The 15,498-nt window shown below is 66.5% G+C and carries 17 protein-coding genes; 5 read left to right on the top strand and 12 right to left on the bottom strand.

Annotated elements, in window-relative coordinates:
- Window positions 1-133: 133 nt before the first annotated feature.
- Both BR78_RS0116995 and BR78_RS0116990 read left to right on the top strand, forming a co-directional pair.
- Window positions 134-2,221, top strand: coding sequence for a RelA/SpoT family protein (locus tag BR78_RS0116995; RefSeq protein WP_029937201.1), 2,088 nt, complete (start codon window positions 134-136; stop codon window positions 2,219-2,221).
- A gap of 59 nt (window positions 2,222-2,280) precedes the next feature.
- Complete coding sequence (locus BR78_RS0116990) at window positions 2,281-3,306, top strand: glycosyltransferase family 2 protein (RefSeq protein ID WP_029937200.1); 1,026 nt, start codon at window positions 2,281-2,283, stop codon at window positions 3,304-3,306.
- Between the two features lie 31 nt (window positions 3,307-3,337).
- Here the strand turns inward: BR78_RS0116990 and BR78_RS0116985 are convergent, their stop codons facing one another.
- A complete protein-coding gene (locus BR78_RS0116985) occupies window positions 3,338-4,066 on the bottom strand; it encodes a class I SAM-dependent methyltransferase (protein ID WP_029937199.1) in 729 nt (242 codons plus the stop codon).
- 1 nt (window position 4,067) lies between these two features.
- A complete protein-coding gene (locus BR78_RS0116980) occupies window positions 4,068-4,475 on the bottom strand; it encodes a GtrA family protein (RefSeq protein WP_029937198.1) in 408 nt (135 codons plus the stop codon).
- Window positions 4,476-4,617: 142 nt separating this feature from the next.
- Between BR78_RS0116980 and BR78_RS0116975 the strand changes: the two genes are divergently transcribed.
- The gene (locus BR78_RS0116975) at window positions 4,618-6,402 is read left to right on the top strand and encodes an AcrB/AcrD/AcrF family protein (RefSeq protein WP_231478331.1); all 1,785 of its coding nucleotides are present in this window, start codon (window positions 4,618-4,620) and stop codon (window positions 6,400-6,402) included.
- Here the strand turns inward: BR78_RS0116975 and BR78_RS0116970 are convergent.
- The 7 genes from BR78_RS0116970 to BR78_RS0116940 all read right to left on the bottom strand — a co-directional run bounded on the left by BR78_RS0116970 (window position 6,399) and on the right by BR78_RS0116940 (window position 10,797).
- Complete coding sequence (locus BR78_RS0116970) at window positions 6,399-7,019, bottom strand: MarC family protein (protein WP_029937196.1); 621 nt, start codon at window positions 7,017-7,019, stop codon at window positions 6,399-6,401. The two genes, BR78_RS0116975 and BR78_RS0116970, sit on opposite strands and share 4 nt — an antisense overlap.
- Window positions 7,016-7,621, bottom strand: a complete 606-nt coding sequence (locus BR78_RS0116965; RefSeq protein WP_051683396.1) for a hypothetical protein — start codon at window positions 7,619-7,621, stop codon at window positions 7,016-7,018. Before BR78_RS0116965 ends, BR78_RS0116970 begins: the two co-directional genes overlap by 4 nt.
- On the bottom strand, window positions 7,618-8,493 hold the full coding sequence (folD, locus tag BR78_RS0116960; protein ID WP_029937194.1) for a bifunctional methylenetetrahydrofolate dehydrogenase/methenyltetrahydrofolate cyclohydrolase FolD: 876 nt from the start codon (window positions 8,491-8,493) through the stop codon (window positions 7,618-7,620). The genes BR78_RS0116965 and folD overlap by 4 nt, the downstream gene beginning before the upstream one ends.
- Window positions 8,490-8,792 carry a DUF167 domain-containing protein gene (locus tag BR78_RS0116955; RefSeq protein ID WP_029937193.1) on the bottom strand — a complete coding sequence of 101 codons (303 nt, stop codon included), beginning with the start codon at window positions 8,790-8,792 and terminating at the stop codon, window positions 8,490-8,492. The genes folD and BR78_RS0116955 overlap by 4 nt, the downstream gene beginning before the upstream one ends.
- Window positions 8,793-9,095, bottom strand: a complete 303-nt coding sequence (locus BR78_RS0116950) for a YggT family protein (protein WP_081855857.1) — start codon at window positions 9,093-9,095, stop codon at window positions 8,793-8,795.
- An 84-nt stretch (window positions 9,096-9,179) separates the two neighbouring features.
- Window positions 9,180-10,079 (bottom strand): acetylglutamate kinase, encoded by a 900-nt coding sequence (gene argB, locus BR78_RS0116945; RefSeq protein ID WP_025560865.1) that lies wholly within the window; start codon window positions 10,077-10,079, stop codon window positions 9,180-9,182.
- 40 nt (window positions 10,080-10,119) lie between these two features.
- Window positions 10,120-10,797, bottom strand: a complete 678-nt coding sequence (locus BR78_RS0116940; RefSeq protein WP_025560866.1) for a queuosine precursor transporter — start codon at window positions 10,795-10,797, stop codon at window positions 10,120-10,122.
- A gap of 133 nt (window positions 10,798-10,930) precedes the next feature.
- On the opposite strand from BR78_RS0116940, the gene BR78_RS0116935 reads away from it, so the two are divergent.
- On the top strand, window positions 10,931-12,229 hold the full coding sequence (locus BR78_RS0116935; RefSeq protein WP_025560867.1) for a NupC/NupG family nucleoside CNT transporter: 1,299 nt from the start codon (window positions 10,931-10,933) through the stop codon (window positions 12,227-12,229).
- On the opposite strand, the gene BR78_RS0116930 is transcribed toward BR78_RS0116935, so the two are convergent.
- Together BR78_RS0116930 and BR78_RS0116925 are read right to left on the bottom strand one after the other, a co-directional pair.
- Window positions 12,226-12,591, bottom strand: coding sequence for a DoxX family protein (locus BR78_RS0116930; RefSeq protein WP_025560868.1), 366 nt, complete (start codon window positions 12,589-12,591; stop codon window positions 12,226-12,228). The genes BR78_RS0116935 and BR78_RS0116930 overlap by 4 nt on opposite strands.
- Complete coding sequence (locus BR78_RS0116925) at window positions 12,588-13,457, bottom strand: 3-hydroxyacyl-CoA dehydrogenase NAD-binding domain-containing protein (RefSeq protein WP_025560869.1); 870 nt, start codon at window positions 13,455-13,457, stop codon at window positions 12,588-12,590. The genes BR78_RS0116930 and BR78_RS0116925 overlap by 4 nt, the downstream gene beginning before the upstream one ends.
- Window positions 13,458-13,515: 58 nt before the next feature.
- Between BR78_RS0116925 and BR78_RS0116920 the strand changes: the two genes are divergently transcribed.
- Entirely contained in the window at window positions 13,516-14,523 is a 1,008-nt protein-coding gene (locus BR78_RS0116920; RefSeq protein WP_049811567.1) for a DUF1176 domain-containing protein, read from the top strand.
- Here BR78_RS0116920 and egtD read toward each other — a convergent pair.
- A complete protein-coding gene (egtD, locus tag BR78_RS0116915) occupies window positions 14,520-15,497 on the bottom strand; it encodes an L-histidine N(alpha)-methyltransferase (RefSeq protein ID WP_025560870.1) in 978 nt (325 codons plus the stop codon). The two genes, BR78_RS0116920 and egtD, sit on opposite strands and share 4 nt — an antisense overlap.
- Window position 15,498: the final 1 nt, after the last annotated feature.

The raw sequence follows: 15,498 nt of genomic DNA, 5'->3' as shown, positions 1-15,498 counted from the left end.
CTCCCCACTCGGCCACCCGGAATATACTGCCATTGGGTGGCCGGTGGGGGAGCAGGCCGGCGCCGAACGATGAAGGCGGGCCAAAACAACTATTTCGTTGCAATGCCGCAGCACGGGACGCCATCTAGGTTCCGTGTTGCGTCAATATGAACTTGTAGACCGGGTCCTCTCCTACGACCCCCAAGCCGATGAGGCGCTGCTCAACCGCGCCTATGTGTTCTCGGTCAACGCGCATGGCAGCCAGAAGCGCGCCAGCGGCGATCCCTATTTCAGCCATCCGATCGAAGTCGCGGGCATTTTGACCGACCTGCATCTCGATGCGGAGACGATCGCCACCGCCATCCTCCACGACACGATCGAGGATACGGTCGCCACGCCCGAGGAGATCCAGCGGCTGTTCGGCGACAATGTCGCGCGGATGGTCGACGGCGTGACCAAGCTCTCCAAGATCGAGGCGCAGACCGAGAGCGAGCGCGCCGCGGAGAATCTGCGCAAATTCCTGCTGGCGATGTCCGACGACATCCGCGTGCTGCTGGTCAAGCTGGCCGACCGGCTGCACAATATGCGCACGCTCCACCACATCAAGAACCCGGACAAGCGCAAGCGCATCGCCCGCGAGACGATGGACATCTATGCCCCGCTCGCCGAACGGATCGGCATGTACGAGTTCATGAAGGAGATGCAGACGCTCGCCTTCCGCGAGCTCGAGCCCGAGGCATATGAGAGCATCTCCAAAAGGCTCGACAGCCTGTCGGTGGAAGGTGAGGACCGGATCGCCAAGATCGCATCGGGGCTGAAGCTGCTGCTCGCGCGCGGCGGTGTCGAGGCGGAGATCTCGGGGCGCGAGAAGCATCCTTATTCGATCTGGAAGAAGATGTCCGAGCGGCACGTGTCGCTCGAGCGGCTCAGCGACATCATGGCGTTCCGCGCGATCGTCGAGACCGAGGAGGAGTGCTATCGCGCGCTGGGCGTGATCCATCGCCGCTGGCCGATGGTGCCGGGGCGGTTCAAGGATTACATCTCGACGCCCAAGCGCAATGGCTATCGCTCGCTCCACACGACGATCATGCATGCCGGCGACACCCGCGTCGAAATCCAGATCCGCACGCGCGACATGCATGCCCAGGCCGAGTTCGGCCTTGCCGCCCACTGGGCGTACAAGCAGGATTCGGTGCGCCCCGACACGCAGGTGAGCTGGATCCGCGACCTGATCGAGATCCTGGAGCATGCCGAGAGCCCCGAGGAGCTGCTCGAACATACCCGGATGGCGATGTACCAGGACCGGATCTTCGCTTTCACGCCCAAGGGCGAGCTGATCCAGCTGCCCAAGGGGGCGACGCCGATCGACTTCGCTTATGCCGTGCACACCGATCTCGGCGATCAGGCGGTGGGCGCCAAGGTCAACGGCAAGGTCGTCCCGCTGCGCACCGAGATCCAGCAGGGCGACCAGGTCGCGATCTTGCGCTCCAAGGCGCAGGAGCCGCAGGCCAATTGGCTCAACTTCGCGATCACCGGCAAGGCCCGCGCCGCGATCCGCCGCCATATCCGCCACAAGGAGCGCGACGAGACCGTGGCGCTGGGGCGCAAGCTCTATGACGACATTGTGCGCCGCTTGCCCACACTGCCGGGCGAGAGCGCCCTCACCGACGCGCTCAAGCGGCTCAAGCTCTCCGACGAGGAAGTGCTGATGGAGGCGATCGCGCGGCGCAAGCTGACCGATACGCAAGTGATGGAAGCGGTGATGCCCGGCTCGACCGAAGGCACCGAACATGAATTGCCCACCCAGGCGCAGGCGATCGAGATCAAGGGGCTGACCCCCGGCGTCGCCTTCCATTTCTCCGAGGATTGCCGCCCGGTCCCTGGCGACAGGATCGTCGGCGTGCGCCGCCCCGGCGAGCCGATCGAGGTTCACCGCATCGATTGCGCGAGCCTCGGCGATACTGACGAGGAGGATTGGGTCGACCTGACCTGGGGCGACAAGGCCGAGGGCGGCACCGCGCGGATCGCAGTCACGCTCAAGAACGAGCCCGGCGCACTGGGGGCGGTGGCGACGCTGATCGGCGCGCAAAAGGCCAATATCCTGGGGCTCAGGATGGATAATCGCGACACGACGTTCCACACCAACACGATCGACCTCGAGGTCCGCAACGCCGCGCATCTGATGCGGCTGCTCGCGGCGCTGCGCGCGGCGGACGCAGTGAATTCGGCCGAGCGGGTCTAACTCCACTCCCTTGGATTTTCATGTGACGCCAGAGCAACACGGCGTTACAGCGGCCGGTCATGAAGAGGCCCAAGCTTTCCATCGTCGTCCCCTGCTACAATGAAGAGGCGTGCCTCGAGATGCTCCACGGGCGCATCTCGGCCGCGGCGCAGGCGAGCGTGGGCCAGGATTACGAGATCGTGCTGATCAACGACGGCTCGCGCGACGCGAGCTGGAAAGTGATGCAGCGGCTTTCCGAAGGCGATCCGCGGCTGGTCGCGATCAATCTCTCGCGCAACCATGGGCATCAGCTTGCGCTCACCGCCGGCCTCGATCTGTGCGCAGGCGAGGAGATCCTGATCATCGACGCCGATCTGCAGGATCCGCCCGAACTGCTGACCGACATGCGCGCGGCGATGAAGAGCCAGGGCGCCGACGTGGTCTATGCGGTGCGGCGCAAGCGCGACGGCGAGACGATCTTCAAGAAGATCACCGCGGCCTTCTTCTACCGCATGCTCGACCGGATCACCGACACGCCGATCCCGCTCGACACCGGCGACTTCCGGCTGATGAGCCGGCGCGCGCTCGATGCGTTCCTGTCGCTCCCCGAACAGGCGCGCTTCATTCGCGGGATGGTGGCGTGGATCGGGTTCAAGCAAGTGCCTTTCCCCTATGACCGGCACGAACGGCACGCCGGCGAGAGCAAATATCCGCTCGGCAAGATGATCCGCTTCGCGCTCGACGCGATCACCGGCTTCTCGACCGCGCCCCTGCGCTTCGCCAGCCATGTCGGGCTGCTGCTGACCGGCGCGTCGGCGCTGCTCGTGCTCTACATCCTGATCGGCTGGCTGTTCGGCCGGGCGATCCCCGGCTGGACCTCGTTGATGCTGGTCGTGGTGGTGCTCGGCGCGGTGCAGATGTTCGTGCTGGGGATGATCGGGGAGTATCTCGGGCGGCTCTATGTCGAGTCCAAGCGGCGCCCCTTGTATCTGGTCGCCGATGTCGCAGGGCCCGTGCTGGGGCACGCGTCGCTCGGCTATCGCTTCGAGGATTCGGGCGAAGTCAGCGTCTCTCCGCAGACGGCGCGGAGCGAAGGGCCGGAGTAATCAAATCCCCCCGCGCAGCTGGGAAGGATTTTTATTTCACCGAAGCCAGCGCGATCAGCGAGAGGCCGGGCGGGAGCGGCACGCGGCCGACCATGTGGCGTTCGAGCCGGAAGATGCCTTCGAACAAGGTGTTGAGCGGCTTGGGCGGGGGCGAATCGTCGCTGTCGTCCTTGCCCATCAGCTTCCCGGCGAAGCGCGCTGCGACCGCGACCGGGAAGAGCAAGGAATTGAAATAGCCGAGCTTGCGGCCCTGCAGCCCCGACTTCGCCAGCAGCGCCTCGAAGCCCGCTTTGGAATAGCGGCGCTTATGGTGGTTGACCACGTCGTGTGCGCTCCACATCCATTGGTGCGCGGGAACAGTGATCAGGATCCGGCCGCCAGGCTTGAGCGCAGCGGTGATCGCCTTGAGCGCTGCGACATCGTCCTCGACATGCTCGATCACGTCGAGCACCGCGACGAGATCGTAGCTGCCGGGTTCGACCCCCACCAGCTCCGGGAGCGGCGACGTGCCGACCGGCTTGCCGAGCCGCTCGCTGGCCTTGGCGCGCGCGGTCTCGTCGATCTCGATCGCATCGATCTCGCCGAACTGCGCCAGCATCGGCAGGTTGTGGCCCGTGCCGCAGCCGATCTCGAGGATGCGGGCGTCCTTCGGAAGGCCCCCCCAGCGGGTCAGGTAATCGGCGAGGATGTCGCGGCGGGCTCGGTACCACCAATGGGTGGTGTCGTGCGCGGCCATGCGCTCGTAGACGATACGATCCATTTTACCCGAATACCCATTGGCGGTTGAGCGCGAAAGTCGCGAACGGAGTGATCAGCACGATCGGCACCAGCGGCAGCCATTGCGGACCGTGCAGCGGCCCGGTGATCCCCCAGGTGAACACCGCGTTGAGCAGCAGCCCGAAGCCCTGCACGACGAAGAACTTGAAGTGCTGGCGTCCGCTCGAATCGCGCGTGCCGTGCCCCTTGAAGCTCCAATAGCTGTGGAGAAAGAAGCCGCATACCACCGCGACGAGGAACGCCGGCGGCACCGCGAGCACTGCCCAACTCTTGGGCAGCACGAAATATGCGAGCGGCAGATAGACCGCCGAATAGATCACGGTCGAGATTCCGCCAGCGATGCCGAAGCGGATCAGCTGGCCCAGCACGCCGCTGGCCATCAAGGATTCCATCCGATGCAGGAATACCGTCACTAGTCTAGCTTGCCCTCGCGCAGGGCGCCGCCCTAATGCGGAGCGCGGAGCGAGGGAAGCGATTTTGAAGCTGAGCGATTTGCGCGTCGACAAGGAACTCGATCGCCATTGGGTGACGGGGATGCTGGTCTTCTGGCTGGGCGTGGTCGCCTGGTATCTGTGGCAGCGCCAGGGCAACATCCATTGGCTCGCGCTCGGCGACACCGACGACAATATGCGGCTGATGCAGGTTCGCGCCTGGCTCGCCGGGCAAGGCTGGTACGATCTGCGCCAGTATCGGCTCGATCCGGCGATGGGCGGGTTCGACATCCATTGGTCGCGCATCGTCGATCTGCCGATCGCGGGGCTGATCCTGCTGCTCAAGCCGTTCATCGGCACGGCCGAGGCGGAGAAATGGGCGTGCGGGCTCGCGCCGCTGATCCCGCTGGCGGTGACGATGACCGGGCTCAGCCTCACCGTCCGCCGGCTGGTGGCGCCGCACGCATGGCCGCTGGCGCTGATCATCCTGATGGGCTGCACCTCGACCATGCTGATGTATGCGCCGATGCGCATCGACCATCATGGCTGGCAGCTCGCCTGCCTCGCGCTGACCGTGGCCGGGCTGGCCGATACCCGCCGAGCACGGGGCGGCGCCACCGTCGGGCTGTCAAGCGCGCTGTCGCTGACGATCGGGCTCGAGATGCTGCCCTATTGCGCGATGGCGGGGGCGATCATCGCGCTGCGCTGGGTATGGGACCGCGACGATGCGCGGCGGATGCAGGTCTATGGCCTCAGCCTCGCAGGCGGCTCCGCATTGGGCTTCGCGCTGTTCGCCTCGAATGCCAACCAGGTGCTGCGCTGTGACGCGCTGACTCCGGTCTGGCTGACGGTGATGATCGCGGCGGGAACCCTGTTGTTCGCGCTCACGCTGCTCAACCCGGACAATCGCTGGCTGCGGCTCGCGCTGGCCGCGGCGGCGGGCGGCGCGATCGTGGCGGGATTCATATTGCTGTTCCCGCAATGCCTGGGGCGCCCCGAGCAGGTTTCGGACGAACTGGCGTGGACCTGGCTCAACAATGTCCGTGAAGCACGGCCGATCTACCGTCACCCGTTCAAGACCGGCTTCCCGATCGCGGCGTTGCCGGTGATCGGGATCATCGGCGCATTGGTCGCGACATGGTGCGCGCGGCGGAACGAAGCGGCGGTGGCTTGGGCGGCGATCGCCTTGTTCACTGCGTTCGCGGCGGCGATGCTGCTCTGGCAGATCCGCGCCGGACCCGCAGCACAGATGCTGAGCGTTCCCGGCGCAACGGCGCTGGCATGGCTGGTGGTGCCATGGTTCCTCGGCCGCTCGTCGATACTGGTCCGCGTGTTCGGATCGGTATTCGCGTTTCTGATCGTCTCCGGGCTCTTTGCCGGATTGGTTCTGCCCTGGCTGCCCGCAGACAAAGGCAAAGGCGGCAAGAGCGGCCCCGACCGGGTGGCGCAGGCCAATGCCGCGTGCGCGCGGGTCACATCGCTGCGGCCGCTCGACGCGATCCCCAAGGCGATCCTGTTCAGCCATGTCGACATGGGGCCGCGTCTGATCACGATCACGCACCATGACGGTGTCGCCGGGCCCTATCACCGCAACGGCAATGCGATCCTCGACGTTCACCACGCGTTTACCGGCCCGGCCAGCGGCTTCCGGCCGATCGCGGCGCGGCACAAGGCACAATATCTGCTGATCTGCCCCGACATGGCCGAGACCACGCTCTATCGCTCGCGCAGCCCCAACGGCTTTTACGGGCAATTGCATCGCGGGCAGGTGCCCAACTGGCTCGAGCCGGTGGCGCTGCCGGCCAAATCGCCGTTCCGGCTGTGGCGGATCCGCTACGATCTGCCCGATGCGCCGGTCAGTGCCCCGAAAGCGCCGCCCCGGCGCTAGGCCCCAAAGCTGGCGCGGAGCCCGTCGATCACGAACTGCGCGGCGAGCGCGGCGAGCAGCACGCCGAGCAGCCGCGACACCACCGCCTCGATCTTGGCGCCGACCACGCGCATGATCGGCCCGGCGATCAACAACGCGACGAGCGTGAGCGCGAGGATCGACGCCATCGCCGCGAGCACCACGGCGGAGCGCTCGATCCCTTCGTTCTGCGACATCAGCAGCATCACCGACGCGATCGAACCGGGCCCGGCGATCATCGGCATCGCCATCGGGAAGGTCGAAATGTCGGCGACTTCGGTGGCCTTGACCTTCTCGGCACGGTCCTCGCGGCGCTCGGTGCGCCGTTCGAACACCATTTCGAGCGCGATCAGGAACAGCATGATCCCGCCGGCGATGCGAAAGGCGTTGAGGCTGATGCCGAGCGCGCGAAGCAACGCTTCGCCGAACAATGCGAAACCGAACAGTATCGCCGAGGCGACGAGCACCGCACGGATCGCCATCGCGCGGCGATGCACCGCACTGGCGCCGGTGGTGAGCCCGGCGAAGATCGGCGCGCAGCCGGGCGGATCGATCACCACGAAGAAAGTGACGAAGGCGGAGAGGAAGAGTTCGATCATTTGGATGCGGCGACCTTGTCCGAAACGATCGTTACGAACGTCTTGCCGTTCCAGATCCATGCATCGAATTCGCGCGCGCCAGCAGGATCGACCTGCCAGTGCCAGCGCAGCGTTCCGTCCTTCGACGTCCCGTCGCCGCCCTTGTCGCCCAAAGGCGGCACGGGATCGGCGGTCGGTTCGCTGATCGAGGCGCAGGACGCGGTGCGAACTCGCGGCTTATCCGGAAGCGCGCGTGGCGTGCTCAGCGCATCGCCCTCGTCGAGGGACCATTTCCAGCCGCCGTCAGCCTGCTTGTGCCAGACGGTGGTGAAATAGCCGGAGCCTTTCGGCCGCACCCAAGGACCGGTGTTGATCGCCGTGGTGCCGTCGCACGAGATATAGCTCTCCGCCGGCCACCATTGCACGGCAATCGGCGGGTTCTTGGTCGGCAGTGCCTCCTGCGCCTTTTCAGGCTGGGGCGTGAACACGATCGCGTCGTCGGTCGCGAACTTCCGGAACGCGGTCCATTGCCCCTCGGCCTGCGCTGCGCGGCGGAACGCGTGCTCGGCCTCCACCGCCGTCTGCGGAGCGGCAGCCTGAACCGCGAGCGCCAGCAGGATCAAATCCCGGCCTCGTCGAGCGTCACGCCTTCGCGACGGTGTGCCGCCACCAAGGTGTTGCGGAGCAGGACCGCGATCGTCATCGGGCCGACGCCGCCGGGCACAGGCGTGATCGCGTCTGCCACGCTCGCGGCGCTGTCGAAATCCACGTCGCCAGTGAGTCCGTTTTCGGTTCGGTTGATCCCCACGTCGATCACCGTGGCGCCGGGCTTGAGCCACTCGCCCTTGACGAAATGCGCGCGGCCAACCGCGGCGACGACGATGTCGGCGTGCTGGAGATAATGCGGCAGGTTCTTCGTGCGCGAATGCGCGATCGTGACTGTGCAGCTTTTCGCGGTCAGCAAGGCGGCCATCGGCTTGCCGACGATGTTCGAGCGGCCGACGACCACGGCATCGAGCCCCGAAAGGTCGCCTAGCCGATCCTCGAGCAGCATCAGGCAGCCGAGTGGGGTGCACGGCACGAACCCCGGCAGCCCGGTCGCGAGCCGGCCGGCATTGACCGGGTGGAAGCCGTCGACATCCTTGTCGGGATCGATCCGAAGCAGCACTTCGTCGGCGTCGAGATGCCTGGGCAAAGGCAGCTGGACGAGGATGCCGTCGACCGCAGGGTCGGCATTGAGCTGCTCGACCAAAGTAAGCAACGTCGCCTGATCAGTATCGGCGGGGAGCCTGTGCTCGAAGCTTTCCATCCCCGCCTCGCGGGTCATCTTGCCCTTGGACCGGACATAGACCGCCGAAGCGGGATCCTCACCGACCAGCACCACCGCTAGCCCGGGCGCGCGGCCCGTCGCCTCGCGAAATGCGGGGACTCGTTCCGCCACGCGGGCGCGGAGGCCCGCCGCGAATGCCTTGCCGTCGATCAGTGCTGCGCTCATGGCCCGGTTCCATAGAGGCTGGCGGCGATCTTCGCCAGCGCGTCCGCGTCCCCGGCGATGGCGAGCCGCTTGCGCCGGGCGGTGTCGCCCGCAATCAGCGTCACTGCCCGTTTCGGCACGCCGAATGCCCTGGCGACCAGCGGCACCAGCGCCGCGTTCGCCGCGCCTTCGACCGGCGGCGCCGCCAGCCGCGCAGTGAAATGTTCGTCGGTGCCTGCCGCGAACGCATCGCGTGACGCGCGCGGCGTCACGCGTACGGCAATCTCCAGTCCCTCAGCTGCGCGGCGCCACGCCGGCACTCAGCCGGCATAGCCTGCGGTGGCGATCTGCACGATCAGCCAGGGGATGAAGTAATTGTTGAGGATGTAGAGGACGAGCAGCACGACCAGAGGCGAGATGTCGAGCGCACCGAAATCGGGGAGGACGCGCCGAATCGGGCGATAGACCGGCTCGGTGACCGTCTGGAGCCCGTTCCACAGCGCGCGCACGAATTCGTTATGGGTGTTGATCACGTTGAACGCGATCAGCCATGACAGGATCGCCTGCGCGACGATGATGAAGGTGAAGACCGTCAGCAGGAGCTGCACGATCTGCAGGAGCATGATCAGGAACGAGGTCAAATGCGTCTCCGAAGGGTCGTGTTGAGCGTTGGATACAGGAAAGCCGCGCCCGCGGACAAGCCTTGCTCAGGCGTGGACGAGCGTGCCCGCGCCGCGCCGGGTAAAGATCTCGAGCAGCATGGCATGGGGCACCCGCCCGTCGAGGATCACCGCAGCGTCGACTCCCGCCTCGACCGCGGCAACGCAGGTCTCGACCTTGGGGATCATGCCACCCGAAATCGTGCCGTCAGCCTTGAGCGCGGCGATCCCCGCGGGATCGAGATCGGTCATCAGCTCGCCCGATTTGTCGAGCACGCCGGCGACATCGGTGAGCAGGAAGAAGCGCTTGGCGCCGCACGCCCCGGCGATCGCGCCGGCCATGGTATCGGCATTGATGTTGTAGGTGTGGCCGTCGGCGCCGAGCGCGATCGGCGCGACCACCGGAATGAAGCCCTGCGCGGCGAGCGAGCGCAGGATCGAGGGATCGACCGCGACCGGCTCGCCGACGAAGCCGAGATCGACATGGCGCTCGATCCCGCTCAGCGGATTGGGATCGCGGCCCTGGACCTTCTCGGCAGTGACCAGGGCGGCGTCTTTGCCCGAGATCCCGACGGCCTTGCCGCCGGCCTGGCCGATCCAGCCAACGATCTCCTTGTTGATCGAACCCGCCAGGACCATCTCGGCGATCCGCGCGGTCTCGGCATCGGTGACGCGCAAGCCCCCGACGAACTGCGATTCGACTCCGAGCCGCTTGAGCATCGCGCCGATCTGCGGGCCACCGCCATGGACGACGATCGGGTTGATCCCGACAGCCTTCAACAGCACGACGTCCTCGGCGAAGTCGCGCGCCAGCTCGGGATCGCCCATAGCGTGGCCGCCATATTTCACGACGAAGGTCGCGCCGGCATAACGCTGGAGATAGGGCAAAGCCTCGGTGAGGGTCTCGGCCTTGGCGAGCAGCGCGGGATCGGGTGCGTGATCGGTCATGGCGCGCCCTTAGGGCAAAGTCGCGGTTAGCCCAAGCCCGTCAGAGCGAACGGCGACCATCGAGGAAACGGCCGAGCCCGACGAAGAAATAAATGAGCGGCGGGACCAGCACGAGGCTGAGCACGACCTTGGTGAGCATCTGCCCGACGAGCAACTCGCCGATCGGGAAGACGCCGTAAAAGGCGATGCTGATGAAGATCAAAGTATCGGCGATCTGGCTGAGCATGCTGGCGATCGCGGCGCGCAGCCAGAGGAGCTTGCCGCCACCCTGCTTGAGCGCGCTGAAGATCGTGACGTTGAGGATCTGCGAGATTCCGTAAGCGACGATCCCGCCGAGCCAGATGCGCGGGGTGCCCGACATCATCAGTTCGAAGGCGTGAAGCCGATCGGGTTCCATGCTGGGCGAGGCGGGCAGCGTCAGCACGAGCAGGGACAACAGCACCGAAGTGATCAGCGGAACGAAGCCCCAGAGCACCAGCCGGCGCGCGGTATCCGGGCCGTTGAGCTCGGCGACGGCGCTCGACACCGAGACGAGCAGCAGGAAGGCGAAAATCCCCGCCTCCACCGCCAGCGGGCCGACTCCGACCAGGTTGCCGAGCTGCGAGATCGGCCCTAGCGACACCTGCTTGTTGCCGAGCACTCCGGCAATGCAGACCATGCCGCCGTAGAAGATCGAGAGGAAGAAGAGCGAGCGCGTGATGTTGGGCCGAATTTCCATCCAGGGACGCTAGCGGGAAAGAAGCAGCTGCGAAAGATGCAGCGCCGCCCCCTCTGGCACACCGGTGCGCAGCGTGTATGCTCCCGCTTTCGCTGGCCAAATTCGGGGCCGGCCCGGGGGGCGCGCAAGCGGCATGAATCAGTTTCCGATTGGCATTTTCGGCGTCGTGGCGATCCTCGGTATCGCCTGGCTTCTTTCGAGCAACAAGCGGGGGATCCAGTTGCGGGTGGTCGGCGCGGCGTTCGCGCTGCAGGCCGGCGTCGCCGTGCTCGTGCTGCGTACCAGTTGGGGACAGGCGGCACTGCACGGGCTCTCGAACGGGGTCTCGGCGCTGCTCGGCTATGCCGGCGCGGGCACCAGCTTCCTGTTCGGCCCGCTGGCCAAGCCCGAATTGGGCGGCCAGAGCTTCGCGATCGCGGCGCTGCCGGTGATCATCTTCTTCGCCGCTCTGGTTTCGATCCTCTACCATCTCGGCGTGATGCAGTTCGTGATCCGCTGGATCGGTGGCGCGATCGAGAAGGTGGTGGGGACGACCAAGGTCGAATCCCTGTGCGCCGCCGCCAACATCTTCGTCGGCCAGAGCGAATCGCCGTTGGTGATCCGGCCCTATCTTGCGCGGCTCACGCCCTCGCAGCTCTTCGCGGTGATGACCGTCGGCATGGCCGGCGTCGCGGGGACGATCCTCGCAGCCTATGCCAGCCTGCTCGGGCCGCAGGCGCTCCCCTATTTGCTCGCCGCATCGTTCATGGCGGCGCCGGGCGGACTGCTGATGGCCAAGATCATCATGCCCGACGATATCGCCCCGGCGAACGGCGAGCTGCCGCTGGGCGACGCTGCCGAGGACGAACTGATCAAGGTCGCCGAGCACGACCTCGAGGAGGAGCGCGCCGCAAACCTGATCATGGCGGCGGCGACCGGCGCCTCGACCGGCGTCAAGATCGCAGTCGCCGTGGGCGCGATGGTGCTCGCCTTCGTGGCACTGGTGGCGCTCGCCAACGGGCTGCTCGGCGGCTTCGGCAACTGGATCGTCCAGGTCAGCGGCAACGCCGCCTGGGCGCAGCCGCTCGCCGATCTGAGCTTCCAGAAGATCATCGGCACGATCTTCGCGCCGGTGATGTTCCTGCTCGGCATCTCGTGGCACGAGGCGGTGCAGGCGGGCGGGTTGTTCGGCACCAAGGTCGTGCTCAACGAGTTCGTCGCGTTCATCCAGCTGGGCGAGATGAAGGACCTCGCCCCGCGCACCGTGGCGATCATCACCTTCGCGCTCTGCGGCTTCGCCAATTTCAGCTCGATCGCGATCCAGATGGCGGCCACCGGCAGCCTCGCTCCCAACCAGCGGCCGATGATCGCCAAGCTCGGCATCCGCGCGCTGATCGCGGGGAGCCTCGCGAACCTGATGTCGGCGGCGCTGGCGGGGTTGCTGCTGCCCTAGGCGCTCGCCGCTGCGACGATCAGGCCGCCGATCAGCGCGATGTTCGACCGCCAGGACATGATCGAGGCGGCGCGCTGCTCGCCCTGCTGATCCCAGAAATTGAGCAGCAGCAGCCCGGCGACGATCGTGAAGCCGACGAGCCCGAGCGCCGCCCAGAAGACGAACAGCCCGAGCGCGAGCAACAGTCCCGCACCGACTTCGAACAGCGACGCGACGATCAGCGCGAGGCGCGGCCACGGCAGGCCGCGGGCGCGCAGCGCCTCGGTCACCGGCGGCAGGATCCAGAAATGGCGGATGCCGCCGACGACGAAGAGGCTCGCGAGCAGGACCCGCCCGAGCGCGACGAGTGCGTCGGGGCTCATCGTGTCGGCACCGGCTCGGCGCCGGTATAATCGTAGAAACCGCGTTTGGTCTTGCGGCCGTACCAGCCGGCCTCGACGTACTTCACCAGCAACGGCGCAGGGCGGAACTTGGGATCGCCGGTGCCTTCGAACAGCACACGCGTGATTTCGAGGCAGGTGTCGAGCCCGATGAAGTCGGCGAGCGTGAACGGGCCCATCGGGTGATTGAGTCCGAGCTGGCAGGCGGCGTCGATGTCCGGAATCGTCGCGACGCCCTCGCCCAATGCGAAGCAAGCCTCGTTGAGCATCGGCATCAGCACGCGATTGACGATGAAGCCGGGCGCGTCGTTGGCGTGGACGATGCGCTTGCCGAGCGACTGGCCGAACTTCTCGACCGCGGCGACGGTAGCGTCCGACGTGGCCAGCCCGCGGATCAGCTCGATCAGGCCCATCACGGGGACGGGATTGAAGAAGTGGACGCCCATGAAGCGAGCGGGATCGGGTGCGGCTTGCGCGAGCCGCGTGATCGGGATCGACGAGGTGTTGCTGGCAAGGATCGCGTCCGGGCCCAGCATTTTGCCGACGGTCTCGAAGATCGTCCGCTTGATCGCCTCGCGCTCGGTCGCGGCCTCGATCACGAGCTCGCACGGCGCCATGGCGGAGACATCGGCGACCGGCTGAATCCGGCCCAGCGCGGCTTCGGCATCGGCGGTGGCGATCTTTTCCTTCTCGACCAGCCGGGCGAGCTGTTTGCCGATCCCCGCCTTGCCCGCTTCGGCGCGGGCTAAATCCATGTCGGAGAGAAGGACGGCGTAGCCCGCCTGCGCCGACACCTGCGCGATCCCCGCGCCCATCTGCCCCGCACCGATCACGCCTATGGTCTGCATCGCCCGTCTCCTTTCGCGCCACCTACCGCCGTGGAAGCGCTTCGGCTAGACCGATGCCATGCTGATCCTCGCGCTCCTCGCCGCGGCACAGACCGCACCCGCCCCTTCCGAAGTCAAGTCGTTCGGCGACTGGGCGGTCGCCTGCGACAATCTGCGATTCTGTGAGGCGGCATCGCTGATGGCCGACGAGAATCTCGACAATGTGCCGCAGATCGCAATCACCCGCGAGGGCGGGCCGGCGGGGGCGCTGGCGATCGAGATTTCTCCCGACGCCGAATATCGCGGAAGCTGGCGGATCGAAGTCGACGGGAAGACGGTGCTGACCGGAAATCTCACCGCGGCCAGCCTGGTCCTGACCGGAGCGCAGGCCGCGCAATTGGCCGACGCCATGCTCAAGGGGCAGGCGATGGTGCTCCGTGGCGGCGGCAAGGTGCTGAGCCAGGCTTCGCTCAAGGGCCTTTCGGCGACTTTGCGCTATTTCGACGCCGGGCAGGGCCGGGCGGGAACCACGACGGCGCTGGTCGCCAAGGGCCCAAAGCCCGCGAGCGCAGTGTCGCCTGTGCCACCTGCACCGCGCGTGACCTTCGTGCGGCCGACGGGCAAGCCGGCGGCGTTTTCATCGGCGCTGCGCAGCGCGATGGGCAAGCAATCCGACTGCGATTCGGTGTATGAAGGCGGCGAGGGCGAGAAGCCGAAGGTCGAGACGTGGGCGCTCGGCGGCGGCAAGACGCTCGCGCTGATCCCGTGCGGCAGCGGCGCGTATAATTTCTCGAGCCTCCCTTTCGTGATCGAGAAGGGCAAGGCGGTGGTCGCGCGCTTCGATCAGGTGCCTGGCTGGACCGAGGCCGAAGGCATCGCGACTTTGGTCAACGCGGATTTCGATCCCGCCAAAGCCGAGCTCGGCAGCTATACAAAGGGCCGCGGGATCGGCGATTGCGGCGCCTCTGAAACCTATGTCTGGGACGGCGCGATGTTCCGGCTGGTGGAAGCGCGGGCGATGGGCGAGTGCCGCGGCTCGATGAACTGGCTGCGCACCTGGAAGGCCGAGGCGGTGCCGGCCCGTTAGGGCGCCATCCGCAACGGCTGCGCCTCGCACAGCACCAATGCGAACCAGTCCTGCGGATCGGTCCATTCGCGGATCGGCGTCCAGCCGCCGGCGCGCAGCAGCATGCGAGCGCCATTGGGGCCGTATTTGTGGCTGTTCTCGGTGTGGATCGTCTCACCCGCATCCATCGCGAACGTACGGCCGTCGACAGTGAACTCCATGTCGCGCTGCGCTTCGAGATGCATCTCGATCCGCGCTGCGTCCGCGTTCCAGAGCGCGCGGTGGCGGAAGGCATCGACCGAGATCGTACCGGCAAGCTCGCGATTGATCCGCTCGAGCAGATTGAGGTTGAACGCGGCGGTGACGCCCTGCGCGTCGTCATAAGCGGGTACGAGGATATCGGGCGACTTGATCCGGTCCATCCCGATCAGCAGTCGCGCGCCTTCCCCCAGCCATTCGCGCATCGCGCGGAGCAGATCGACTGCGTGGAAGGCATTCATATTGCCGATCGTCGAGCCGGGAAAAAAGCCCAGCTTGGGCAGACGGGCGACCTGAACTGGAAGCGGAACCGGCCGCAGGAAATCGGCCTCTACGGGGTGCACCGGCAAGCCCGGAAAGGCCTGCGACAGCGCATCCGCCGAATGGCGCAGGAACTCGCCCGAGATATCGATCGGCACATAAGCGGCGGGATCGATCGCGCGGAGCAGGATCGGCGTCTTGGTCGAGGAACCCGACCCGAACTCGACCACCGCGGCATTGGGCGCGGCGAGCGCGCCGAGCTGGGGACCGATCTGCATCAGCAACGCAGTCTCGGTGCGGGTGGGATAGTATTCGGGGAGATCGGTGATCGCCTCGAACAGCTCCGAACCGCGGCGATCGTAGAACCACCGCGCGGGAATCGCGCGCGGCTGCCCGCCAAGGCCGCTCAGCACATCGGCGCGGAAATTGGGATCGGCGAGACTCTGCTCGCCGTCCTGGGGCTCCTGCTTGAGCATT

This window comes from Sphingomonas sp. UNC305MFCol5.2, assembly GCF_000712135.1.
Classification (GTDB): domain Bacteria; phylum Pseudomonadota; class Alphaproteobacteria; order Sphingomonadales; family Sphingomonadaceae; genus Sphingomonas.
The sequence above is the reverse complement of the archived record's forward strand: the minus strand, read 5'-3'. Positions and strand labels throughout refer to the sequence as shown.

Bases quoted from the DNA above. Each gene is read 5' to 3' on its own strand.
- BR78_RS0116990 (WP_029937200.1), top strand. From the start codon at position 2,281: ATGAAGAGGCCCAAGCTTTCCATCGTCGTCCCCTGCTACAATGAAGAG.
- BR78_RS0116985 (WP_029937199.1), bottom strand. From the start codon at position 4,066: ATGGATCGTATCGTCTACGAGCGCATGGCCGCGCACGACACCACCCAT.
- BR78_RS0116980 (WP_029937198.1), bottom strand. From the start codon at position 4,475: ATGGAATCCTTGATGGCCAGCGGCGTGCTGGGCCAGCTGATCCGCTTC.
- BR78_RS0116975 (WP_231478331.1), top strand. From the start codon at position 4,618: ATGCTGGTCTTCTGGCTGGGCGTGGTCGCCTGGTATCTGTGGCAGCGC.
- BR78_RS0116970 (WP_029937196.1), bottom strand. From the start codon at position 7,019: ATGATCGAACTCTTCCTCTCCGCCTTCGTCACTTTCTTCGTGGTGATC.
- folD (WP_029937194.1), bottom strand. From the start codon at position 8,493: ATGAGCGCAGCACTGATCGACGGCAAGGCATTCGCGGCGGGCCTCCGC.
- BR78_RS0116950 (WP_081855857.1), bottom strand. From the start codon at position 9,095: ATGCTCCTGCAGATCGTGCAGCTCCTGCTGACGGTCTTCACCTTCATC.
- argB (WP_025560865.1), bottom strand. From the start codon at position 10,079: ATGACCGATCACGCACCCGATCCCGCGCTGCTCGCCAAGGCCGAGACC.
- BR78_RS0116940 (WP_025560866.1), bottom strand. From the start codon at position 10,797: ATGGAAATTCGGCCCAACATCACGCGCTCGCTCTTCTTCCTCTCGATC.
- BR78_RS0116935 (WP_025560867.1), top strand. From the start codon at position 10,931: ATGAATCAGTTTCCGATTGGCATTTTCGGCGTCGTGGCGATCCTCGGT.
- BR78_RS0116930 (WP_025560868.1), bottom strand. From the start codon at position 12,591: ATGAGCCCCGACGCACTCGTCGCGCTCGGGCGGGTCCTGCTCGCGAGC.
- BR78_RS0116925 (WP_025560869.1), bottom strand. From the start codon at position 13,457: ATGCAGACCATAGGCGTGATCGGTGCGGGGCAGATGGGCGCGGGGATC.
- BR78_RS0116920 (WP_049811567.1), top strand. From the start codon at position 13,516: ATGCTGATCCTCGCGCTCCTCGCCGCGGCACAGACCGCACCCGCCCCT.
- egtD (WP_025560870.1), bottom strand. From the start codon at position 15,497: ATGCTCAAGCAGGAGCCCCAGGACGGCGAGCAGAGTCTCGCCGATCCC.